General features: G+C 54.9%; 13 protein-coding genes. 7 read left to right on the forward strand and 6 right to left on the reverse strand.

All coding sequences use genetic code 11. From position 1 onward, the window contains the following. Positions 1-51 precede the first annotated feature (51 nt). The 4 genes from ABEA92_RS09640 to ABEA92_RS09655 form a co-directional block, all read right to left on the reverse strand. Positions 52-1,341, reverse strand: coding sequence for a YeaH/YhbH family protein (locus ABEA92_RS09640; protein ID WP_345683607.1), 1,290 nt, complete (start codon positions 1,339-1,341; stop codon positions 52-54). A gap of 9 nt (positions 1,342-1,350) precedes the next feature. Then, positions 1,351-3,300: a PrkA family serine protein kinase gene (locus ABEA92_RS09645; RefSeq protein ID WP_345683608.1), complete on the reverse strand. Its 1,950-nt coding sequence runs from the start codon at positions 3,298-3,300 to the stop codon at positions 1,351-1,353. Between the two features lie 475 nt (positions 3,301-3,775). Continuing rightward, entirely contained in the window at positions 3,776-5,047 is a 1,272-nt protein-coding gene (locus ABEA92_RS09650; RefSeq protein WP_345683609.1) for a TMEM43 family protein, read from the reverse strand. Between the two features lie 92 nt (positions 5,048-5,139). Then, entirely contained in the window at positions 5,140-6,204 is a 1,065-nt protein-coding gene (locus tag ABEA92_RS09655) for a hypothetical protein (protein WP_345683610.1), read from the reverse strand. Positions 6,205-6,432: 228 nt separating this feature from the next. Here ABEA92_RS09655 and ABEA92_RS09660 point away from each other — a divergent pair, with 228 nt between their 5' ends. The 3 genes from ABEA92_RS09660 to ABEA92_RS09670 all read left to right on the forward strand — a co-directional run bounded on the left by ABEA92_RS09660 (position 6,433) and on the right by ABEA92_RS09670 (position 10,040). Beyond that, positions 6,433-7,809 (forward strand): hypothetical protein, encoded by a 1,377-nt coding sequence (locus ABEA92_RS09660; RefSeq protein WP_345683611.1) that lies wholly within the window; start codon positions 6,433-6,435, stop codon positions 7,807-7,809. Positions 7,810-7,965: 156 nt separating this feature from the next. After that, on the forward strand, positions 7,966-8,727 hold the full coding sequence (locus ABEA92_RS09665; RefSeq protein ID WP_345683612.1) for a hypothetical protein: 762 nt from the start codon (positions 7,966-7,968) through the stop codon (positions 8,725-8,727). Between the two features lie 26 nt (positions 8,728-8,753). Then, complete coding sequence (locus tag ABEA92_RS09670) at positions 8,754-10,040, forward strand: DUF11 domain-containing protein (RefSeq protein WP_345683613.1); 1,287 nt, start codon at positions 8,754-8,756, stop codon at positions 10,038-10,040. Between the two features lie 213 nt (positions 10,041-10,253). Here the strand turns inward: ABEA92_RS09670 and ABEA92_RS09675 are convergent, their stop codons facing one another. Next, entirely contained in the window at positions 10,254-13,826 is a 3,573-nt protein-coding gene (locus ABEA92_RS09675) for an amino acid adenylation domain-containing protein (protein WP_345683614.1), read from the reverse strand. Positions 13,827-13,884: 58 nt separating this feature from the next. Continuing rightward, positions 13,885-15,171, reverse strand: a complete 1,287-nt coding sequence (gene ectB / locus ABEA92_RS09680) for a diaminobutyrate--2-oxoglutarate transaminase (protein WP_345683615.1) — start codon at positions 15,169-15,171, stop codon at positions 13,885-13,887. A 510-nt stretch (positions 15,172-15,681) separates the two neighbouring features. Here ectB and ABEA92_RS09685 point away from each other — a divergent pair. The 4 genes from ABEA92_RS09685 (at position 15,682) to ABEA92_RS09700 (ending at position 25,686) form a co-directional block, all read left to right on the forward strand. Then, positions 15,682-19,188: a DUF1553 domain-containing protein gene (locus tag ABEA92_RS09685; protein WP_345683616.1), complete on the forward strand. Its 3,507-nt coding sequence runs from the start codon at positions 15,682-15,684 to the stop codon at positions 19,186-19,188. Between the two features lie 8 nt (positions 19,189-19,196). Next, positions 19,197-20,657, forward strand: a complete 1,461-nt coding sequence (locus ABEA92_RS09690) for a DUF1501 domain-containing protein (RefSeq protein WP_345683617.1) — start codon at positions 19,197-19,199, stop codon at positions 20,655-20,657. A gap of 2,048 nt (positions 20,658-22,705) precedes the next feature. Continuing rightward, positions 22,706-23,584: a HamA C-terminal domain-containing protein gene (locus ABEA92_RS09695; protein ID WP_345683618.1), complete on the forward strand. Its 879-nt coding sequence runs from the start codon at positions 22,706-22,708 to the stop codon at positions 23,582-23,584. Then, complete coding sequence (locus tag ABEA92_RS09700; protein ID WP_345683619.1) at positions 23,563-25,686, forward strand: DEAD/DEAH box helicase; 2,124 nt, start codon at positions 23,563-23,565, stop codon at positions 25,684-25,686. The genes ABEA92_RS09695 and ABEA92_RS09700 overlap by 22 nt, the downstream gene beginning before the upstream one ends. The last annotated feature ends 7 nt before the right edge of the window (positions 25,687-25,693 follow it).

Consider the following 25,693-nt stretch of genomic DNA (forward strand, 5'->3'; position numbering starts at 1 on the left):
CATCCCTCAATTGGTTCTTTCTCAATTGTCAGCTTGCGGAGGATCCTCCGCTTAGCCAGCCGCCGTTTGAGACTGTTGACGTTTGTCGCTGGAAAACAGTTTGTGGAAAACGGGGTAGATGTCGGCGGGTTCGCTGACCTTGGCACGCTGGAAATGCGAAATCCTTGCGACCAACGACTCATAGTTTTTCCACAGCACGCTGTCGCTCGTCAGCGGCTCGTCTCCGACTTCGATATACGCGTAATACTGGCACATCGGCAGGATTGATTTTTCCAATAGCGACATCGTTTGAGGCATGTCATGGTCAAAGTTATGACCGTCCGAAGCCTGCGCGGCATAGATATTCCAATCCTCGACCGGATAACGCTCTTTGACGATTCGCTCCATTTCGATCAACGCCGACGAAACCACCGTGCCGCCGGTTTCGCGTCCGTAAAAGAACGTATGTTCGTCGACTTCGGTGGCAGTGTAGGTGTGCCGAATGAAGACAATCTCTACCGCTTGATAGTAGCGAGTCAGAAACAGATGCAGCAGCATGTAGAATCGCTTGGCCAAATCCTTGAGGTCTTCGGTCATCGACGCGGACGTGTCCATCAAACAAAACATCACCGCTTGCGTTGTCGGTTTGCTCCGCGTTTCGAATCGGTTGTACCGCAAATCGACCGTGTCGAGGTAACTGACGCGTTTCATCCGCCGCTGGGTGACTGCGACCAATTCGGTCAACCGTTTGATCTCTTCCTCGTCGTCTTGTTCCTTGGCTTGTTCCAATTCCGCCAGCAATGCGTCGAGTTCGGAAGTCTTGGGGCGACGCAGCGCGATCCGTCGCGACAACGAATGCCGCATGGTTTCACGCAGATTCAGCCGCTGAGGGGCGCCGTCGACCGAATATCCCGCCCGCACTCGCGAGGTCGTCGTCATCGATTTCAATTTGCGTTTGGCGAGATTCGGCAGCTCGAGATCGTCGAAGAACATGTCCATGAATTCTTCGCGAGTCAGCAGAAAGACAAACATGTCTTCGCCATCACCATCGGGGCTACCCGATGCACCGCTGCCCCCTGCTCCGCCGCTCGGTTTGCGGATGCGGTCACCACGTTGGTAACCGCGGTTTCCGGGCAGCACGTAGTTGCGATTTCCGACGCCCGATTCGAAGTTGAAATTGGGTTCGCTGACGTCGTTGGCATTGATCGAAATTTTCTCACTGCCTTCGAGATCCGCGACCTTACGGTGCCGTATCGCTTCTTTGACCGCTTTGCGAATATGCGATTTGACCCGGCGGACGAACCGTTGCCGGTTCCCCAGGCTTTTAGCATTTGGATTCTGACGACGGTCGATGACGTGCATAATTCAAAACTACCCTGATTTGCTGACTCGCATGTACCAATCGACCAAGCGACGAACTTGGTGTTCGGTGTAGCCTCGTTTGGTTAATCGTTCAACGAATTCGTTGTGCTTCTGTTCCGCTTCGCTGTCTTTCTTGGCACCGAAACTGATGACCGGAAGCAATTCTTCGATTTGGCCGAACATTCGTTTCTCGATCACATCCCGGATTTTTTCATACGAGGTCCAAGCCGGGTTCCGTCCTTCGTTTTTCGCGCGGGCACGCAATGCGAACTTGACGACCTCGTAACGGAAATCTTTGGCGTTCGAGATGCCTGCTGGATGTTCAATCTTTTCAAGTTCCTCGTTCAAGATTTCTCGATCCATCAATTGACCCGTATCGGGGTCCTTGTAATCGGTGTCGTCGATCCAAGCATCGGCATAGGCGATGTAACGATCGAAGATGTTTTGCCCATAGGCATGATACGACTCGAGATACGCTTTGCGAATTTCGTTGCCGATGAATTCAGCATACCGCGATGCCAATTCCTCTTTGACAAACTCTAAATATCGCTGTTCGGTATCTTCGGGCAACTGTTCACGCCGAATCGATTGCTCCAACACGTACATCAAGTGAACCGGATCGGCGGCCACTTCGTGGGTGTCAAAGTTGAATGTTTCAGACAAAATTTTGTAAGCAAAGCGGGTGGAAACGCCGTCCATCCCTTCGCTCACCCCTGCCGCGTCGTGGTATTCGCCCACCGTGCGGGCATGCGGATCGGTGTCCTTCAGCGATTCTCCGTCATAGACACGCATCTTCGAATAAAGGCTCGAATTTTCGTGTTCCTTCAGCCGGGTCAGCACCGAGAACCGTGCCATCATTTCCAACGTGTCGGGGGCGCAGGGCGCGTTACCCAGTTCCGAGTTGTGGATCAATTTGTCATAGATCATCTTCTCTTCGGTGACCCGCAAGCAGTACGGAACCTTGACGACACAGATCCGGTCCAAGAACGCTTCGTTGTTACGATTCGATTTAAACGACTCCCACTCGGACTCGTTCGAATGGGCAACGATCGTTCCTTGGTAAGGCATCGCTCCAACGTTTTCAGTCCCCACGTAGGAACCGTCTTGCGTGGCGGTCAACAGTGGATGCAACATCTTCAGCGGAGCTTTGAACATTTCGACAAATTCGAGCAGCCCCTGCGTCGTGCGGTTCAGTCCGCCTGAATACGAATAGGCATCTGCATCGTCCTGGCCAAAGTGCTCAAGTTTGCGGATGTCGACTTTGCCGACCAACGACGAGATGTCTTGGTTGTTCTCGTCGCCCGGTTCCGTCTTGGCGACCAAGCAGCGACGTTGCTCGGAAGGCATCACACGGACGACCGAAAATTTCGAGATGTCGCCACCGAATTCGTCCAACCGTTTCAACGCCCACGGCGACATGTATCCCGGCAATCGTCGTGTGGGGATACCGTAGTCCTCTTCCAAAACATGTCCCATCGTTTTGGGGTCGAACAAGCCCAGCGGACTTTCAAAGATCGGACTGATCTCATCATCGGCGCACAGCACGTAGACCGGTCGCGCCTGCATCAATTTTTTAAGTTGATCGGCAAGCGAGCTTTTGCCGCCTCCGACCGGACCGAGCAGATACAAGATTTGCTTGCGTTCTTCGAGGCCTTGCGCGGCATGTCGAAAGTAACCTACGATGCGTTCGATTGTTTCTTCGAGTCCAAAGAACTGACGAAACGCAGGGTAAGTCTTGATCGTGCGATTCATAAAGATCCGGCCCAGCCGGGAATCGTTCGATGTGTCCACGTGGATCGGTTCGCCGATCGCCTCGACCATTCGTTCGGCTGCGGAACTGTATAACGACGGATCGCTACCCGCCGCTTCAAGGTACTCCTTGAGCGTTAGCTTGATTTGCTTCGCTTTTTCGTAAGTTTCCGAATACAGACGCAGAATGTCAGTGGGGTTATCAGTCATGGATATCCAGCTCCAAAGGAGAACGCAACCAAGAACGACGAACAGTCGCCAGTAGAACCAGGAGATTGCCATCGCCAACTTTAGCTTAGTCAGACGACAGGGATCCGGCGCGTGGTGAGGCAAGAAGCATTCTTGCGTTTCGTCGGGATAAAAAAGATCAAGAGAACAAGGTCCCATTCATTATAAAGGCAGAGAGCCCGGTTGAGCCAAGAAATTTGACATCATGCAAATTCTGTTCAATAGCCGAAGTCGTTTGGCTACAAAGAGTTGTAGCGAAAATGGGCTGGCGGAGACGCCGAAATGAGCAGGATTGATATCACAGGGTCGACGAATTGTCCCCCGTAAATTCGCCAACGATTTTCCCCGTCATGCCGCCAGGATGCTAGCGAATCATTGTTTCGCTAATCCGTATTTCCAGCCGTTGCATGCTGCTTCACGGCAGCAAGGCCACCGCACGACTGCAAAGCCACCGCGGTCACCCGCGGCGTTTGGCCAGTCGGCGGCGCCGTTTTCGCTTGCGTCGTTTGCGATCTTCCGCTTGCGTTTCGCGACGTTCCGCCTGGGAATGGGACACGTCGCGGCGGAGGGGCGTGCTGCGGGGGTGGATGCCGTGGACACTTGCCGGAATGATGGGAACCGCAATCGCCAACACGCTCACGGCGTACCAGGGGTGATCGATGACCCACGCACTACAGATGCAGAAACAGGCCAATGTGATGGCGACCGAAGCTGCGATCCGCCATCGCTGCAGTTCAGTGATCCTGGTCAAAAATGCATAAGGATTGATCCACCGCGATCCTAGCCGCAGCAGCAAGTACAGCGACACCATCATTATCGTGGTTACGATCAAACGGCCGCCCCATGCCGAACGTGTTGTCGTCCCGCGGACCTGTTGGATCATCGCGTCCGGCGTGACGGTGCCCACCGACAACAGCTCGATTTGGGTGCCTTTGGCGGTACGAAACGGGACCAACGAATCACCGCGTTGCTGCGAGATCACACTGACGGTACTGCACGGACGCATCGTAAAGTACACCCGCGCATCACCAATCTGAGCGTCGCGTTTCGCTCGCCCACGTCCAGCCGACCAATACAGTCGCGGGGATTGGTTAGGGGCATCATGATGGATGAACGCGTCACGGGCGATTTCCGGCGGCAGATCCGCAAGTTGGAAGTCTAGCGGATCGCTGGGCGGGATTTGATCGGTGAGCGAATCGGACAACCGGAAACCGCCGAGTTGCACCACGTCGGCTTGGACGCTGTGATTTGCAAACGGCATCGTCGTGGGATTGTCGTGGCCAGAGTGCCGAAACGTCGAGGAATCGATCCGTTGTTTGGACCAAATTTTCTCGTAGCGATAAACCTTTCGGCGTCTGCCGATCGAGCGATCGTTCGACAGCGAGTTGCGGCGTTTTTCAACTTCACGCCATTGGAACATTTCCACGTGGCGTTCCAAGCGAACTGCGTTGACTTCAAGTGCGAAGGTTTCGTCTCGGATCGGCGCGGATGTTTTTAAGCGACCGGTAACGTAGACCAGTTTGCCATCGTGCTTGGGGTGAGGCTCGGCCGCATTGATTTCGATCACCGCCGCTGCGGCTTGGTCCAATCCGCCTGCGGTTTGCACAAGGCTTTTTTCGCTCTTATGAAGCGACAAGATGGCGCCCAGCAACAACAGGCCGGCGAACAGGAAAACAAGGACGCGGCCGCTGCTGATCAACGAAGCATGATGCGATTGGTTGCCGTACATGGCGCCCCGGCGGATGGATGCGAGCGACGTGAATGCAAATCAAGGAATCGCATTATAGCCGACGAACAAAGGGGGCGCGGACGCAACCCGCATCACCGATATTGTTTGATCGGTGCGAGCTCGGCCACGTTCACGCCGAACCGCTTCAGATAGCGGTCGGTTTCGTTGGTGAAATTGACTTCGGCATCACGGTTTTCGAAGCGAAATCGTTCGATCGGTGGCGGAGCAATTTGACGAATCGAATAGAGTTCGACCAGCGAAATCAGCCGTTCGGCTTGAGGAATTTCCTCGGGTTCGGGACCCGAGGGTGGATCCATCTCACGGCTCCAATGTTCGATCCGCAAGGGCATGAATTTTCCAAAGCCTGTTTCTTGATTGCCGACTTTGGAAATCACCACACACACTTTGACGGGATATAGCGTGGGCCATTGATCACGCCCGGAGGTTTGCAAAATGTGATCTTGTTTGCTTTGGGGCAGCGTGGCGGTGACGACCCAAACCGGTTGCCCCTGCAACTTGCCACTGGCGATCTGCAATTGATGGTCGAGTTGAATTTGTTCGAGCAATTCGATCCATCCGCCCACCCGCACTCGCAGCGGCAACATGCCGTCGTGTTGCGACGATGCCGACCATTCGTCCAAGCGGGCGACATCGACTCGCCGCAGTGAAATTTCGCCTGCCACTTCGGTCCGCGTCCAGGCCAAGCGGCCGTCGCTCATCTGTTGCAGCGTGTGTTTGCCTTCGCCATCGTGCATCGTCATTTGGAAATTGAACTGGCCTGACGTGTGGCCGGACTGTTCATACGTTCCCACGCCGACGACTTCGCGACCGGTGGTCCAGACGCGTTGACGCACTTTGGATTCAAAAGCAGGTCCGCTGGCGAGTTGAAAGATGACCCGTCGCAAAAGTTTTTTTGCCGCGTCTTCATTTTCCATCACCGCGGCTTGGTCACTTGGGGCAGCCGCTGCCGCGGTTTCGTCGTAGGGCGTGTCGGCGACGGTGATTTGCCAATCGAGTGCGGAAAACGTGAGGAAAACGATACACAGACAAACCAGCACGATCCCCTTGGATCCGCCATGACGACGCGTGAAACTCGCAGGGAAACTCCAAGCGAATTTGCTATCGCGGATCACACGGTTGTAGCGGTCAATCTTCATAGTCCGGTTATGTCGATTTTTCCAAAGATAATACCCTCCGCGTGCCGATGACCAACTACGAAGAAGGTCTGGCCGAATGCCGAACGGATCGTAGTTGGATTCCCGGTCACGCGTCCACCCAGATCGTTCACACTTACAAAACATTTATTGGATGTGTTTAGGTTGATGGAATCGCAACGCCGCGAGCCCCAACGCCAACGACACATCTCCCAAGGAACGAGGGGAAAGATGAAACGAATCGTCACTCATATGTCGCTGCTGGCGGCCACGGCGGTCCTCGCCACCGGGTGCGTGCCGGTTCGCCACAACTTGCCGCCCGAACAGCGTATGCTCGAACCGGGTCCAGGAGTTGGCGGACCCGGTCCCGGAGTCATGGGACCAATGCCAATGGCTGCTGGAATGGGCGGGGGAATGCCCATGATGGGAGCGGCAGGTATGATGGGAGCCGGTGGAATGATGTGCGGCGGGCCAATGCCAGAGGGCGCGATTGGGCAAGCCGGACCTGATGTCATGCGAAGTGCTCCGCTCGGCCCCGAGGCAGGCGGTCAAGGCAACTTCCAACTCGCCAGCATGCGGACCGGCGCGGCCTGTGCCGACTGCAACGGCGGCGCATCCGGCGGAATCGGTCAAGGCGGCGGGGCCGTCCAAGGCGGCGGGGCTGCAATGATGCCCATGATGCCAGGTGTTCCCTCGACCGTGCAAGTCACGATGAGCCAACCCGAAGGGATGCAGGTTCGCTACGATGCGTCCGGTGGCGGTATGTTCGACAGCGAACCGCTCGTCGTTCCTGCTCGCCAAAACTTTCCTCAGGGAGGATTGTATCGGTTGAAGCTGACCAACATTCCAAACCGTGAAGGTGTTGAGTTGTACCCCACCGTGGAATTGGCCTATGCCAACCCACGTACCGGAGCCTACTTGGCCCACAACTCGGTGCCAATCCAGTTCACTGCGGAAGATTTTGACCAAGTCTTGACGGGCAACTTCGTCACCAAAGTGATCTACCTACCCGATCCCGATTTCCAAGGTCCTGCACTGGCAGGAATCGATACGCTGGTCAGCACTCGGCTTGATCCAGGAATCGATCCGATCGTGGAAGCCGATCGTCGGGGATCAATCCTTGCAATCATTCGCCTAGGTGACAAAGACATCGAAATGATGGGAGCCGGTGGAAGTGGCGGAGTGATGGGCGGAATGATGGGGCCACCGATCGCAGGTTTGCCAGCTCCGTTCGCGGCGGCCATGACCGAAGGTTGTGGTGGACCCGCAGGCGGCGGTGCTTCACTGCCGATGGGATTGCCCGGAATGATCGCCGGTGTCAACGCTCCGCAATACGGAATGCCAATCTCCGGCACACCGATCGGATTGCCTGGACCACCACACATTCCATTGGGAAGCCCCGCCGGATTGAAGAAACACGTGATGCGTAACCACACCCCGATGCACATGCCACAACCAGTGGACAAGGTCAAAATCGGAGTGCGAATGCAACCCGGATACAGCTATCCCAACCCGGTTAGCAACATCAATATCACCGAGCAGAACATCCACCCGGGTGTTCCTAACGCACGGCCGCTGTACCAACACGCCAGCGAAGAAGTGCATTGAAATCACAACCAGTAATTTGGTTTTGATTCGGGCAACCAACGCTCGACCTTCGGGTCGAGTGTTGCCTTTCCCCTCGCGAGCAAGTTTGCAGCATCGCGATGCGAAAGGCGACACTCACTGTCATATTCTCTAAAACGCGATCCGTCCCGGTTCTTCATGATGACTCGCCCAACCCGCTCTCGAACCAACGTTGCGTTATCCACCACGATGCTCGCGTTGGCAACGTTGTCGTGCCATGTTTTGATTAGCAACACGGCAATGGCGGCGGATCCGAGCGACTATCTCGGCAGCGGCGAAAGGCACCACATCCTTCGCGGCGACATGCCTGCCGGCGTGATCGGACAAGCCCGCTTGGCGGGTCGCGGTCCGGTGCAAAACTACTTTCAGCCGGTGGCATTTTCAGGCCCCGCAGGGGTCGGTTTTTCGATGCCTCAGGGAAGCGAGTTGTTCGGTACCGAAGAAGAATCGCTGCAAGTCGGGTTGTTGATTGGGGGTGTCTATCGTTTTCGAATCACCGGCATTCCGGATGCAGAAGGTGCCGAGTTGTACCCCACGGTCGAATTGATCGATCGCATCTACCCACCACCGGGATTGGCGACAAGTTATCCGATTCCAATCAATTTGGACCGCGATGATCTCGAAGCCGCACTCGAAGGCCGGCTGGTCACTCGGGTGATCTATTTGGAAGATCCGACAACCGCATTTCCCATTGCGGAAACGCCACAGACCTCGCGCGCCATCGAGCTTTCAGAGCACCAGGATGCGTTGGAAGTGGCCGATCGGATGGGACGGCCCGTCGCCATCGTTCGCATCGGCTCGGTGGCCCCGCCGTCGGCTGCTGCATTGATGCCTCAATTTTTCTTTGGCTACCCCGCTTGGACGCCGATTTATCAACCCGAGCAAGGAGCGCAGCGATGATGCGGACTCCGAAAGCAAACGCTCTGATGAACCAACGCAATTCCGCTCACCGTCGCCAACGTGCCAGCTTGGTAATGCTGGTCGTCACCCTGTTGGCGGGATTTGTGTTGACCGGATGTCAATTGCCGCAAAACAAATCAATGCCGACGCAGCCCGGCTATGCCGCGCAAAATCCCGCGACGCATCCGACACAACCGATGCCCGTTCCAGCGGCAACGGCGATGCAAAACACGCAGCCTCGGCCGAACCCAGCGGTCCAACAGGTCGCTTGGCAGCATCAACCGCACGCCCAAAGTGTGGCGGCCTGCGGTTGCGGTGGATGTGCTGCGGGCAATGCCAACGCATGTCAAAGTGGCCCGCAAGGCTACGCGACCTATGGTGCCGGCGGTTGGAATGCCCACGGCATCGACCCCAACGAATTTCTGTGTGACGGCGGCGATCATCACCAAGATGTTGCCGTTCGTCGCAACAATACGTTGGCCGGGCTGGATCCCGAAGACACGGTGGTTCACTACATGACCGAAGCGGGCGATACCGAGGTCAAAGCCAGCAATCGCGTTTGCGTTTACGCTCCGAGGTTTGCCTCGGTACGCAAGATCACCGGTGCCGCCTCTGGCGGACATGTGGTTGGGGTCGCCGGCGTCAAACACGACGTTGGACTCAATCGAATTCAAGACGAATTGCCTGGGTTAGTGATCAACGACACCCAAGGGCTCGCCCATGCCGACGTGACCCGGCGGATCGACGCGATGCGAGACCGCAATCGTGGCGTTCGTATCGAAAATGTACTGCAGCCTGAAATGACCGAAGACGTGCTGGCCGCATTGGCTGGATTGTCGGTACTCGATTTGGCACAGCTACAAGAAAACCAACTGGCCCTGCTGCAGGAATCCGCCAACGCGGCCGTCTCGTGGAGCGTCGAAGAGTCGATCGAAGTGGCGATCGAAGATTTGAAGCCACCAACGTTGACGCGGGATTTGCGTGTCGAAGAGATTCGCGTCTACGATTTTCCCGATGCAGGCCGATTGCAGATTGGCAAGTTTGCCGATCGTCAACATGCTCAGCCCGGCGAAGTGGTTTCGTTCGCGATTCGCGTCGAAAACGTAGGCGATTCGGCGGTCAATCACGTCACCTTGACCGACAACCTGACCACTCGACTTGAGTACGTGCCGGATAGCCAAACATGCAGCGGTGGAGCGGTGTTCTCGACAAAACGAAACGAAGCCGAATCGTTGATGTTGCAGTGGAAATTGACGGACGAATTGAAGGTCGGCGAAAGCGTGACCATTCGCTTCCGCTGCAAGGTTCGCTAAACGCTGCTGCCCTTAGCGGCGGCGAAGAATAACTGGCGGCGTCTTCCGTAGTGGACGAGGCAACGAGTCCTTTTTGGCTGGATAAAGCTGCAGGACTCGTAGCCTCGTCCACTACCGCCTGCCATCAAACCATTGTGCTCGGGCACTGGGACATGGTGGGATTCTCGTGGTCAGAACAAGCGATTCGCTACGACCTGCACCGCGGATGCTGCCCTACGGATTCCGCTGCGTTGCGATCTCGCCAATCTGAGATCCAATGTGATCGACGAGCGCCGCTCGGTCTTCGCACAAATACGCAACATGATCCATCGCAGGATGAAAGCACATCGAAACTTCCTCGCGTCCCTCGAGTTCAGGGAACATGTCGTAGAACTGTCGAGCATAACAATAGTACATTCCCACGCCGCCGGTGTAGACAAAGTGCAGCCGCGTCTTGCGATCGGCGAGTTTACTTAATTCCGCGACTGCAGTTTCTCGCGACGGAAACTCGCGGATGTCGTTGCCCTGTTGTAGCGATGGAGGTGCAGTGGTATTTCGCCCAATCATCCGCTGAGCTACTTCCCACCACTTTTGCGGACGCATGATCCGGTGCAAGTGATGGCCGCGGAAACGGTGCCAATAGTACGCAGGCGTTCGGTATCCACAGCCGTCCATCGGCACCACAGCGGTGACGCGATTATCGCGAACCGCGGCGTGCAATGAGTCGTCGGCGCCACTGCACAAACCGAATAGCACAATCTTTTTGAGCTTACTGTTTTGATGGATCCAATCGATTGCTTGACTGATTTCGTCTGCGGCACGATCAATCGATCGGCCTCCAACGCCGACGCCGAAACTTTCTCCGATCCCAGATATATCAAAACGCAGTGATGCGATCCCACGGGCAGCCAAGTCGTTGGCGATGTCCACATGCAAACGAAATGGGCCGACGTGATGCAGCATCCCAGGGGTTACCAGGATGACGGCGGTATCGCAATCGAGTGTCGTGGTGGGTGGCTGCCAGACGCCAAGCAGGTGTTCGTAGTTGCCAAACACGACTGCGGCTTTTGAGTGCGTGGTGGGGGAGGCAACGGACGCGGTTGGGGACGCAGACGTAGGTCGCGTGCAGGCTGCCCCGCTGCTGTCACACTTTCTCAGCAGCCGATTCACGATCGCTGTGGCACTTTCGGGCGACGAAAATGCGCTTTCGGTGTACCGCTTCGAATCCCAATAAATGGCGTCGGCAACATGAATGACGTCGGATTGCGACGCCAACCACGACTGCTCTTCAAGCGAAGTCAGGCTGTTCTCACTGAGCACCACCGAAACGTCTTTGCGATTTACCGGCACCTTCAGTGCCGACAAACTGGCTCGCTTCGCTGCCGACATCGCATGTCCGTAACTTTGGTCGATCTCGCTGGATTGGCGAATCGTGCTAAAGCGACGCAGTTCCGTCAATTGACGTTGATGCCATTGGTCCAACATTTCAACAAAACGGCGACCATCGACGATTGGATCCCACAACACGACGTCATCAAACGTGCCCTCCGGTAATGTGCCCGCGATTGTGGCCCCAAGTCGCAGTCCAATCACCGCAATCGGTTTTGCACCGCTTTGTGCGATCAAGTAATCACGTGCATCGATCACGTTGCGTTGCATTCGCTCGGCGGTCAACTCGGCACATCCACCTTCGGAATTGCCCGTGTTGGCGTAATCGAACCGCAGCACATTAAAACCAACGCGACACAACTGGACCGCCAATTGTTGCAAGTTGCGGTAGCCGCGAGCATATTCGTGACCGATCGGATGACAGATGACCACCCCACGTCCGAGCGAGTTTTCGCGGGGACGATAATGAACCGCATAGATCGATTGTCCGCCGCTGGAAAAGAACGACGCATGTACGTCGGGCAAGCGGTCTCGCAGGGCACGGATGTCATCATCGATCGACGACGTGATGGTTTCCCCAAGCAATTCACGCAGATGCCTTGCCGAGGTCGCAACCGTCGGATTGGCAAAGAAATCACGTACGGGCAAATCGATGTCCATGTCGCTGGTCAATCGAGCGACCACTTGCGTGACCAATAACGAGCTACCGCCAAGCAAGAAGAAATCGTCGTGAATTCCGATCTCGGGCACATTCAAAACGTCCTGCCAAAGTTCGACCAATCGTTTTTCCAGATCATCGCGAGGCGGCACGTAGGTTTCATCGCGAGCGACGACGCCTTGGCTGGCCGGTGGCAGCGCGCGTCGATCGATCTTGCCGTTGATCGTGTGCGGAAACGATTCCAGGAACACATAGCGTGCCGGGATCATGTATGCCGGCAACACACTGCGCAGATACGTCGAGATCGCGTTCGCCGAAACGTCATGCTTGCCATGAGCGATATAGGCGACAAGGTATTTTTTGCCGTCCACTTCATCAAAGCTGGCCAGCGACCCGAGTACGCCGGGGGCCTGGTCGATCGCGGCTTCGATTTCGCCGGGTTCAATGCGGTACGATCCCAATTTGATTTGGTGATCGACGCGGCCGGCAAAGTCGATGTTCCCATCGGGCAACCAGCGGGCTAAATCGCCAGTGCGATACACACGCTGTGTCTTGCCGTCGATTTCGACGTTTAAAAACGCCGCTGCGGTCAATTCAGGTCGGTTCAGGTAGCCTAAGGCCAATGCGGGACCGCCAATAAACAAATGTCCCGTTTCACCCTCGCCGACCGGTTTTAAATCGTCGTCTAAAATGTGGGCCGTGTAGCGTTTCAGCGGTTTGCCAATCGGCATATTCGCTGCATCAAACGAATCGTCCGGGATGTAAACGGTCGACGTCACGGTCGCTTCGGTGGGACCGTAGGCGTTACAGAACATCACGTCGTGATCACATAACGATTGCCATCGTCGATAGTGCTCGACCGAGACTTTTTCGCCCGTCGGGATGATCAATCGCAGCGAACGCGGAACGCGTTCTTTTGACGCGACCATCAAATCGACCCATTGGTGCCAATAAGCCGCGGCGATGTGAACGGACGAGATTTTAAAACGATCGATCAGCGTGGACAATTCGTTGCGGTGGTTGGCTCGGTCGCGAGGGCGAACCACCACGCAGCCGCCCGTCAGCAGCGGTGGGAAAATTTCTTCGATCGCGATGTCAAAACACAGCGTCGAAAATTGCAGCGTGCGATCCGTCTCAGTCAATTGAAAAACTTCGATGTCGGCAAAACAGTAGGTTGCCAACGCCGAATGCTGGATTTGCACCCCTTTGGGTTTCCCGGTTGATCCCGATGTGTACATGATGTACGCCAAATCACTCGGTGCGATCGAGACGTTTGGACACGTCGTCAATCGAACCGCGTCGGATTCGTCGGGGACGCAGTCAACCCAGCGGATTTTTGACGCGGCCGTTGGGTTGTCCGCGCCGTGATCGATCAGCGGAATGCCAATCGAATCGTAGTAACTGCGGTGACCAACGATCGTCGTGATGGCTGCGTCTTCGACCATATATCGCAGACGTTCCACCGGGTAATCGGGATCCAGCGGAACAAACACGGCCCCCAGTTTCATGATCCCCAGCATCGCCGCAATCGCTTCGGGAGACCGATCCACGCACAAGCCGACACGGCAACCATGGTGGATTCCCAGCGAGACCAACGTATTGGCGATCCCGTTGGATTGATGTTCAAGATCCCGATACGTCCACTCGGCGTCCTCGCAAACGATCGCCACCTGGTGGGGAGTTTGCTGGAGCTGACGGGCCCATAGTTCTGGGAACGAAATCAGTTCTTCGATCGTTTCGCGGCTAGAAGATTTAGGCATGGAAGACATACGGGATCAACGTCTGTAGTTTTAGAGCGGCGGGCGTTGTACAAACGTTCTAGTTCACGGTGGTAGGCACGGCAGACGGGCGATGCGTGGTATTAGCGACCGCGGCATCCACTGCGGATTCGAGGATTTGCAGTCCCTGATTCAGCAATGCGGTATCGATCGTCAATGCGGGCATCACCTTCAAAACCTGGTCAAATGCACCCGATCCCTCGATCAACAACCCTTCTTTAAACGCGTTTTGAATCGCTCGGCTCGCCAAGTCACCACAACGCAAATCCAATCCCCAGATTAACCCACGGCCGCGAACGCTCATCGCATGATCGGCGTGTTTGGCGCAAATCGCTCTCAATTTCGCTTGCACAATTTGGCTGCGTTCGTCGATTTGATTTTCGAAGGCTGGTTCGGTCCAGTATTCGAGCACGGCGCGAGCCGAGACGAATGCCAAGTTGTTGCCACGGAACGTGCCGGTGTGTTCGCCCGGTTTCCAGGTGTCGATTTCTGGACGGATCAAGACGATCGACATCGGCATGCCGCTACCAATCGACTTTGAAACACACACGATGTCAGGAGTGATGCCGGCGTGCTCAAAGCTAAAAAACTTTCCGCTGCGACCATTTCCGACTTGGATGTCATCGACAATCAAGCGAATGTCGTGCTCTTGGCAAAGGGATGCAATCCGCTGAAGCCAGCGATCGCTGGCAACGTTAATGCCCCCTTCGCCTTGGATGGTTTCAAGGATCACGGCGGCCGGTTTCGGCAATCCGCTGCTCGGGTCGCGGAGCATTTTTTCCAGCAGCAGCGATGTGTCGTATTCACCCATGTAGCCATCGTATGGCAGATGAGTGACGTTGTTGTGCGAGCCGTAAAACTGGCTGTGGTAGAACTGGTTCCCCGTCAATGCCAACGCGCCAAGTGAGTGGCCATGATAGGCATTGGTGAACGCAACGACATGCGAACGCTGGGTCTGTTTGCGAGCAAGTTTGACGGCGGCTTCGACTGCGTTGGTTCCGGTGGGGCCGGTGAACTGAACGCGATAATCGAGCGCGCGAGGCGTGAGGATGATTCGTTTAAAGGCCTCTAGAAAGTCAACCTTTGCCGCGGTAACGGTATCGAGCGAATGCTGGATCCCGTCCGCTTGGATGTACGCGAGTAGCGCCGCTTTGGCTCGCCGATTGTTGTGTCCGTAGTTCAGAGACCCCGCACCACAGAAGAAATCGATGAAATCGTTTCCCTCCATGTCGGTAATGGTCGAGCCCACGGCTTTGTTAAACACCGCTGGGAATAGTCGCGCGTAACCACGCACGTTTGATTCGATTTGTACAAGGGGATCCTGCATCGGGAGCGCTTCTTCCTGACCGGGAATTGAAATAGGGCGAACGATGGCGATGGAGCTATTTGCCATCGGGCGCACCGTACGAGGCAAGCTTAGGTTTGGCTTAGCTGGCAGCGATCAAGCGGTGTGATTTGAGACACCCTCGGGGGTAAAGATCGCCTAACCGCTTCGCTTGTTGCGGGTTATGACGATTGTTTTCGTTAGCATCGTCGTTACGGTTCCTGGACGCCGCAAGAGGGGGTGGCTAGGTAAATCGCGAGCGGGATGGGGGCTGGTTGGCCCGGGTGAAAAAATTTTCGAGTTTAGGGGGCGGCGTCCGATTTTTGCTAAAATGATCCTAATGGGCAATCTGCCCCCAGCCCACCTTGCCCGCGTATTCCGCGATTTGTTCCCTTCCCGCCTCTCCGTTTCGTCCTTCCCGAGCTTGTTTCTTGAGGGCGGCTCCGCAAATCGTGATCGACTGATCGACGCTACCTGCACCCTCCCTGTCCTCTTGCAATTTGCAATAAATCGATGCTTTCACTTCTCCGCTACCTTGTCCCAATCGTTTGCGGTCTTTGCGCCGCAGCGGTCGGTACCGCAGACGAGCCTGTCGATTTTAATCGCGACATTCGCTCGATTCTGTTTGGACGCTGTGTCGCCTGTCATGGGCCTGACGAAGACGAACGGGCCGCCGGATTGAGACTTGATACCGAAGCCGGTTCACGCGAAGACCTCGGTGGCTATTTCGCGATCAAGCCGGGCGATCCCGACGAAAGCGAGTTGATCGAGCGGCTGACGACGGACGACGAAGACATGCGGATGCCGCCCGAAGGAAAAGGCAAGCCGCTAACCAAGGACGAGGTCGAATTGATCCGTCGCTGGATTGCACAAGGCGGTAGCTACGCCAAGCATTGGTCCTACGAAAAACCGATCCGCCCTGCCCTGCCCTCGATCGACCTGCCCTCAGTCGAACAACATGTCGATCAAACCGACTGGGTGCGGAATCCGATCGACGCGTTCGTGCTTTCCAAACTGATCGCCAACCAATTGAAACCGTCGCCCGAGGCGGACCGTTTGACGCTGGCTCGCCGATTGGCGATCGATCTAACCGGAGTCCCACCGACATGGCAAGAAGCACAGGCGTTTGTCAACGATCACGCCCCCGACGCGTATGAAAAGTATGTCGATCAACAGCTGGCCAAGCCTTCCTTTGGTATTCGCTGGGCCCGTGTGTGGCTCGATTTAGCTCGCTACGCTGATTCCGCCGGGTACGCCGATGACCCGCTAAGGACGATTTGGGCCTATCGCGATTACGTCATCGATTCGCTGAACGATAACAAGCCGTTTGACCAATTTACGATTGAACAAATCGCGGGTGATCTGCTCGAAAACCCCACAGATGAACAATTGATCGCCACCGCGTTTCATCGCAACACGATGACCAACAACGAAGGGGGGACCAACGACGAAGAATTCCGCAACGTCGCGGTCGTCGATCGAGTCAATACGACGATGGCCGTTTGGATGGGAACCACGATGGCATGTGCACAGTGCCATACCCACAAATATGACCCGATTACGCAAGACGAGTATTTTCAATTCTTCGCGTTCTTTAACCAGTCCGCGGATCGTGATCGACGAGATGAAAGCCCCATACACGAAATATGGTCTCGCGAACAACTCGAGTTGAAACAATCGCTGCAGACGCAAATCACCGAGCTCGCATCGCAATTGAATCAAACGACTCCCGAGCTTGAAACGCAGCAAGAGGAGTGGATGAAATCAATTCGCGAGCAACCCGTGTGGTCGCCGCTGGTGCCATCGGACCTTGCTGCTGGTCACCGGCAACTTTCCACCGACAGCGAAGGCTGGGTTACCGCGACGGGAGATAAAGCAGACCGGGATGTCTATACGCTGCAATTTCCAATCACCCCTTCGCTGCTGGCGGAACCAAGTCAAAGCAACGAAGAAGAAACATCCAGCCCGCGGTCGCTTGTCGGTTTGAAATTAGAGGTCGGTGAGGGCCAGGCCGAGAATTTTGTCCTTTCCAAAGTCTCGGCAACCTGGACGCCCAGCGATATCAAGCCGATTGATGCCAGGTTTGTTCGCTTGGAACTTCCCGGAAAGCAGCGGATCTTGCATATTGCCGAGTTGCAAGTGTTCAGAGGCGACCAGAATGTTGCTCTCTCGGGTACCGCGACCCAAAGTTCCACAGGCTACAACGCGACCGCCGATTTTGCGATCGATGGTAACACCAGCGGCAATTTCCAAGACAACACGGTCACGCATACCCAAACCGAAAACAGCCCATGGTGGGAAGTGGATCTTGGGGCTCTGTACCCGGTGGACCGCATTGCTTTGTGGAATCGCACCGATGGTGGCGGTGGCATTTCAGGACGCTTGGCGGGATACACGCTGCAATTGCTCGATCAAAACCGGAACGTGATTTGGCAGCAGTCGCCCGAAGCGTTGCCGACGCCAAGTTTGGAACTCAGCACCTCCGGAAAGGCCTCGCTTCGGTTTGCTGCCGCGTTCGCCGATTATGAACAACCCAAATTTGCGGCCGCCAGCATCCTGGGCGACAAGATCGACGATAAACAAGGGTGGGCCATCGCAGGCGGAATCGGTTCGGCTCACGAATTGACTCTGGTGCTCGACCGCCCCTTGAAACTGACCAACGGATCATTGACGCTGACTTTGGATCAACAATCAATCCATGCAAAACATCTGCTCAATGAGTTTCGGATCTCGATGACGTTTGACCAGGATGTGGCTCGCTGGGCCGCGCTGCCGCCAAAGATCCAAACGTTGTTGGCGGACCGGACGCGATCGCATTCCGCAGCTGAGCAAGAAACGCTAGCCGCCTACTATCGCGGCATCGCGCCCTCGCTGGATCCGATTCGCAAACAACACGCAAGATTGGAAAAACAGCTTCGCGAGATGAAACCGGTGACCACCGCGCCGATCATGCAGCAGCTTCCCGAGAACCAACGACGAAAAACGCATGTGCAGCTGCGGGGAAATTACACCAGTCTTGGTAACGAGGTCAGCGAAGGAACACCCGCTGCGTTTCACCCGCTGCGAAACAGTGACTCGCCTGATCGTTTGGATCTGGCGCGATGGTTGGTCGACGAAGACAATCCGTTGACGGCGCGGGTGATCGCAAACCGACACTGGGAACAGATCTTTGGGATCGGAATCGTCGAATCGAGCGAAGAGTTTGGTTCGCAAGGCGAATTGCCCTCGCATCCCGAGTTGTTGGATTGGTTGGCGACCGAGTTGCAGCAAAATGGTTGGGATATCAAGGCGTTTCTAAAGTTGTTGGTGATGTCATCCACCTATCGACAAAGTTCGGTGACGAGTGTGCAACAGCAAGAAAACGATCCGATGAACCGGATGCTCGCTCGTGGTCCTCGGTTCCGCATCGCGGCCGAAATGGTGCGTGATCAAGCTCTTTTTGTGGCTGGATTGTTGAGCGATAAAATGGGCGGTCCGCCCGTCAATCCACCGCAACCCGAATTGGGACTTCGAGCGGCGTTTGGCGGCGACACCGATTGGAAAACAAGCGAAGGTGATGACCGATATCGAGCCGGGATTTACACGTCGTGGCGACGATCAAGTCCCTATCCATCGATGTCTCAGTTCGATGCACCTGATCGCGACGTTTGCACGGTTCGGCGAATTCGCACGAACACGCCGCTACAGGCACTCGTGACGCTGAACGACCCGGTCTATATCGAAGCCGCTCAAGCGTTGGCACGCCGTACCGTGGCAGCGGCAGAAACAACCGAATCGCGTATTCGATTTATTTTTCAAACCACGTTGATTCGCAACCCCTACCCTGCTGAGATCACGCGAATCGCTCAGTTGGTCGAGGAAGTGCGATCTGCGTTTTCAGACGACCCCGATGCCGCCAAACAAATGGCGACCGACCCGATCGGTGCCGTGCCCGAGGGAGTCGACGTTGTCGACCTTGCGGCCTGGACCGTGGTCGGAAACGTGATGCTAAACCTCGACGAATTGTTGATGAAACGATAGGAAGAACGATGCACCCCAAACTCAAACAACTGCAGATTCAAACCCGTCGTCACTTCCTTCAGCAATCCGCCGCGGGCCTAGGCGGGATCGCGCTGGCGTCGTTGATGGGCGATACCAAGGCCGCCGACATTTCCGCGGCGAAGCCCGCTGCTGATCCTTTGACGCAGCGGCAGCCTCATTTTCCAGCCAAAGCCAAACGCGTGATCTATTTGCACATGACCGGTTCGCCACCGAATTTGGACATGTTTGATTACAAGCCTCGTTTGATCCAAAATTCCGACCAAGATTGTCCGGACGAATTTTTAGCGGGACGTGAATTTGCCTTCACCAGCGGTACACCCAAGTTGATGGGGTCGCCGCGGACCTGGTCTCAAGTCGGCAAGCATGGAACGTGGATGTCCGATGCGGTTCCTCATTTTCATGGCATTGCCGACGATCTTTGTATGGTTCATTCGATGTACACCGATCAATTCAATCACGCTCCGGCGGAATTGTTGGTTTACACCGGTTCGCCTCGATCCGGCCGTCCGTCGATGGGATCGTGGGTGACGTATGGATTAGGCAGCGAGAATGAAAATCTGCCCGGCTTTGTGGTGTTGATCTCCAGCGGGGTTCAGCCCAACGGCGGCAAAGCATCGTTTGGAAGCGGGTTTCTGCCCTCGGTCTACCAAGGCGTTCAGTGCCGATCCAAAGGCGACCCGGTGCTCTATGCATCGGACCCCAATGGGATGGATCGCTCGATGCGTCGCAAAACGCTTGACGCGCTTCAGGATTTGAATGAACTGCAGGCGGCCGAGATGGGGCACCCTGAAACTCTAACGCGTATCTCACAATACGAGCTTGCGTTTCGCATGCAGACTGCGGTTCCCGAGGTGATGGATATCTCGCAAGAGAGCCAGAAGACGTTGGAGGCATACGGAGCGAAACCAGGCGAATCGAGTCTGGCGAACAATTGCTTGCTTGCTCGACGATTGGTCGAGTCGGGGGTCCGTTTTGTCCAGTTGTTTGATTGGGGCTGGGATTTCCATGGCACCGGAGCCGATACGGGAATCACCGACGGATTGACCAAGAAATGTGCCACGATGGACAAGCCGATCGCCGCGTTGATCAACGATTTGAAGCAGCGTGGATTGTTCGAAGACACGTTGATTGTGTGGGGAGGCGAGTTTGGTCGCACTCCGTTCCGTGAAGGCCGAACGGCTGGCAGCAAGGTGCTCGGCCGTGACCACTACCCCGACGCGTTCACGATGTGGATGGCCGGCGCCGGAGTCAAAGGCGGATTTGATTACGGTCAATCCGATGAACTCGGATTTTCGCTTGCCGAAAATCCGGTGCACATCCATGACTTGCAGGCCACGATCCTGCACTTATTGGGCTTCGATCATGAACAGCTAACGTACCGTTTCCAAGGCCGCGATTTCCGGCTGACCGATGTGCACGGCCACGTCGTACACGATCTATTAGCGTAAGCCGCACCGCCCGATCCTTCGTAGTGGATCTTGCTAAAGATCCCGCGTCGAGGTCTTCCGGTCGCATCTCGCACCAAAGCTCCATCGACACTCCATCCCCGTAGTGGATCTTGCCAAAGATCCCGCATCCAGGTCATCCGGTCGCCTCTCGTACCAAAACTCCATCGACACTCCGCCTTCGTAGTGGATCTTGCTAAAGATCCCGCGTTAAGATCTTCCGGTCGCCTCTCGTACCAAAGCCCCATCGACACTCCGCCCCGTAGTGGATCTTGCTAAAGATCCCGCATCCAGGTCATCCGTTCGCATCTCGTACCAAAGCCCCATCGACATTCCGTTCCCGTAGTGGATCTTGCCAAAGATCCCGCGTCGAGGTCATCCGGTCACATCTCGCACCCAAGCCCCATCGACACTCCATCCCCGTAGTGGATCTTGCTAAAGATCCCGCGCTTAGGTTATCCGTTCGCATCTCGCACCAAAGCCCCATCGACACTCCATTCCCGTAGTGGATCTTGCCAAAGATCCCACGCCGAGGTCTTCCGTTCACATCTCGTACCCAAGCCCCATCGACACCCCATCCTCGTAGTGGATCTTGCTAAAGATCCCGCGTCGAGGTCATCCGTTCGCATCTCGCACCAAAGCCCCATCAACACTCCATCCCCGTAGTGGATCTTGCTAAAGATCCCGCGTTTAGGTCATCCGTTCGCCTCTCGCACCAAAGCCCCATCAACACCCCATCCCCGTAGTGGATCTTGCTAAAGATCCCGCGTCGAGGTCATCCGTTCGCATCTCGTACCCAAGCCCCATCGACACTCCGCCCCGTAGTGGATCTTGCTAAAGATCCCGCGTCGAGGTCATCCGTTCGCATCTCGCACCAAAGCCCCATCAACACCCCGTCCCCGTAGTGGATTTTGCTAAAGATCCCGCGTCGAGGTCATCCGTTCGCATCTCGCACCAAAGCCCCATCAACACTCCGCCCCGTAGTGGATCTTGCTAAAGATCCCGCGTTTAGGTTATCCGTTCGCATCTCGCCCCAATGCTCCATCAACACCCCATCCCCGTAATGGATCTTGCTAAAGATCCCGCATCCTTTCGGGCATTATTCAGCGTGATTATCAGCATCCTTCCAGCGAGCTTGTCTCGGCGGAGGGAAACACGTGATGGCTACCGAGCGAAAGCATAAGACAGCCGTACTCCGCTTCGGGCTTGCCCCGGAGGGCACACGACTCGATCCGTCGATCCCGCCAGGACAACCCCGCCGGAGATCCAATGGGATTGGGAGGTTGCCTTGGTAGCTTCCCGATGCCCGCCCGGGCAAGCAGGATGCAAGCAATGCGTTACTGAGGACGCCATGCGTTGTTGCACCCTCCAACACGAAGTGGTGACATGTTGTAGACACGGGCGTCAGCCTATCGAACGCGAGTCGCCTGAGTCCCGAAGGACGACAGGAGATGCCGCTAAGAATCTCTCGTGATTCCAATGCCATCGCATCCGGTTTGCGGACGCTTGCTAGCGAAGTGTGTAGACTATAGGATTTTGGTCTGTTGCAAGGCGATACTACGGAAGTGGTCACGTTTGTGACGCCCCATTCATTCTTTTGGCCCCCTGCGCAAATGACTAATGGCAAATTCGGATACGCAGCAATTCTCGACAAGCCTCAGCTGGAAGGGTTTGACCGTGAATGATCGGCAGCCACTTTTAGCCACGAAGTGGCGACATGCTGTAGCCATGGGCGTCAGCCCATGGAACCAGAATCTCCACCACGCCACCAGTCCCAAAGGGACGACAGGAAGCGTCACGCAATTAATTCATATCGCCCCTACGGGGCTTTGCGATCGTCGTCGTCCATCCGTCCCCGGGTTGGCACACGTGGCTAAATCATGCTGTCCCTTCGGGACTAACATGCTCACGCCCGGTCGCTACGTCGGAGCCGAAGAGGTGGAAGACGACGGCGTCCCCTTCGCCGAAAAGGTTGCGACCACGAAACATTATCCCATCGCAACTGAAGATTCAACGTTGCCCGATCGAACCTCAACTTTAGGGGTAGCCACTTGAGCAACAGTCACGAAATCCCCACACCGTTTTTAGATGCCCGCGTGCACGACGTGTCCTCTGACCCCGGCTTTACGGGACTTTGTGCGGGTTTCGAGAAAGGCGCTTGGCGTTCGGATCAACTGGCCAGCCATTTGATTGAGTGGCTACCAGATTTCTCGCTAACTGAGAAAGAGAAGGAGTCCCTTGGAATCGGCAACATCGCGAGATTACTAAACCGAGCCGCTCAAGTTATCTACGACACAAAGACCGCGTCGTCTACGAGCAGAAACAAACGAGGTGAGATTGGCGAAATCCTTCTCCATGCGTGTTTGCGGAACCTTTTTGGCACCTTGCCTGCAATTTCAAAGTTCTATTACAAAGACGCCATGAATGTCACTGTAAAGGGATTCGACGCCGTACACGTTGTCGCTACCGATGATTCACTTGAACTTTGGCTTGGCGAAGTCAAATTTTATAGCAACGTGAAGCAGGCAATCCGAGACGCAATCAAAGAGATTGAAGAGCATACGCAAAGAGACTACTTGAGATCGGAATTCGCGCTCATAACCAACAAGATTGATGACCGATGGTGTCACGCCGATCGGTTAAAAAAACTCATGGACAAAAACACGTCGCTTGATGACGTGTTCGATTGTTTAACAATCCCTGTGTTCGTGACGTATGAAAGTAAAGCAATTGGTAGGCACAAGAAAATAAGTGACGCGTACGCTAAAGAGTTTGAGGCGGAGATTTCGGTCGCATATGACTACTTTGTTTCAAAAGGCCTTCCGACGGATATTCGTTTTCACCTTTTTATGCTGCCGATGGCGAAGAAGAAACTGTTAGTTGAATCGTTCGACAGGAGATTGGAAGCATGCCAATTGATAGGAAACTAGCAGACAGCTTGTTTGAACGAATTCCGGTTGAAGGTCAAATTCAAGCAGACGTATTTGAGGTCGCGTCTGACCTTTGCACAATTGTCAACCAAGACGCGGAGTCTGCTGATGCCCACGAATTAGTGTTGCGGGCGATGGAACACCGTGGTGAATTTGGAGAGTTTGACGGAATCATTGACGGATTGGTTCGTAGACTAGGCCTATTTCCTTATCTTGACCCGACCGATCTATCCATTGCGGATTTACTCGCGTACGAAGCGCACCGCCCGGACAATATGGAGAAGAAATTGGTCTTCCATAGGGCCCAAGCGCATGTATACCACCTTCTAATGTCAGGTGAGAACGTTGCGCTCAGCGCACCGACAAGCTTTGGCAAAAGCTTGATAATTGATGCCGCAATAGCGTCGGGGAAATACGACAACATAGTCATTGTCGTTCCAACATTAGCCCTCATCGACGAAACCAGACGTCGATTGACCAAGAAGTTCGCAGGCGAATTCAAAGTCATTACTCGTTCGTCACAAGCCCAGACAAAACGAAATATTTTCGTCATGACGCAAGAACGCGTTTTGGAATCGGAAGATTGGTCGTTCGTTGATTTTTTCGTGATTGACGAGTTCTACAAGCTCTTCCCAAGAGATGGAAACGATGACCGGGCGGGGCTATTGAATCAAGCGTTTTACGTTCTCGCAAAGAGTGGCGCGCAGTTTTACATGCTTGGTCCCGACATCCGCGGTGTGACGGACCAAGATCACATTGGGGTCGAATTGAAAGTTGTTCATCACCCGAACTATCACACCGTTGCAACGCAGATTCATCGCATGCAGTTTGGTGAAGATGAGAATGCTTCGTTGGTAGAACTCTGTCGTCAGCTCGACTCAAAAACGATTATCTTTTGTAGTTCGCCGAATCGTGCATCACGCGTCGCGCGGGCATTGGTCGAAGCTGGATTAGGCAACACGAGCGACGAAACTAAAGAAGCTGCAAAGTGGATCGGCGAGAATTTCCACCCAGAGTGGCATTTTCCGATTGCATTGGCCAATGGCATCGGTATTCATCATGGACGGGTTCCACGTGCATTGGCGCAGTATGTTGTCCGCAAATTCAATGAAGGAGAACTCGACTTTCTTGTGTGCACCTCGACCTTGATCGAGGGAGTAAATACGAAAGCAAAAAACATCGTAATACTTGACAATCAGATTAATCGTGTAGACATCGACCGGTTTACTTTCAACAACATTATGGGCAGGTCGGGGAGAATGTTTGAATTTTTTGTAGGGCACGTCTACGTGTTTCATGATGACCCGCAAACCCAATTGCCATTTGTGGATGTTCCTGCTTTGTCGCAGTCGGAGGCGGCGTCCGACTCATTGATCGTTCAGATGGATGACGATGATCTCACTGAGGTATCGCGTGCACGCGTTCAACGATTCGTCGATGATCCCTATTTAAGCTTTGAGGTCATACAACAAAACAAAGGTGTTGACCCACAACAGCAGATAAATGCAGCACAATTGATCGCGGAGTCCGGTGACGAATACAAGGCGAACTTATCATGGACGCGATGGCCGACGTACCAGCAACTACGCCAAATCTGTGAGCTGATTTTTTCGGAGTTCAATGGTCATCGGCTGGGTAGCGGCTCTGCTGTGTCAGCGAGCCAGTTAACATTTTTGACTTGGAGATTGCGCGATAGGCCATCTATCCGAGAATTGATCGAAGCTCAGTTAAAACGAGACGAACCAGACGTAGCAGTTCAGAAGGTCCTAGATTTTTTGCGACTCTGGGCGAATTTTCATCTGCCGCGACTTTTGCGAACGATTAGCTTGATTCAGGAAGACGTGTTGGAACGCGAAGGACTTGAAACGGGCAACTATTTCTGGTTCGCGGCTCAAGTGGAGAACTATTTCGTTGACGCCGGATTGGTCGCGCTCGAAGAATTTGGTGTTCCGATACAAACGGCATTACAACTTGAAAACGAAATAGCGGCCGAAGGCGATCTTGATGCGACGCTAGAAAACTTGAAGGATTTGGATGTCGATATCCTGCCAATATCCGAGTTCGAGAAAGAACTTTTAGAAGACAGCATTTCTCACCTTTGATCGATTC

This window comes from Novipirellula caenicola, from assembly GCF_039545035.1.
GTDB lineage: Bacteria > Planctomycetota > Planctomycetia > Pirellulales > Pirellulaceae > Novipirellula > Novipirellula caenicola.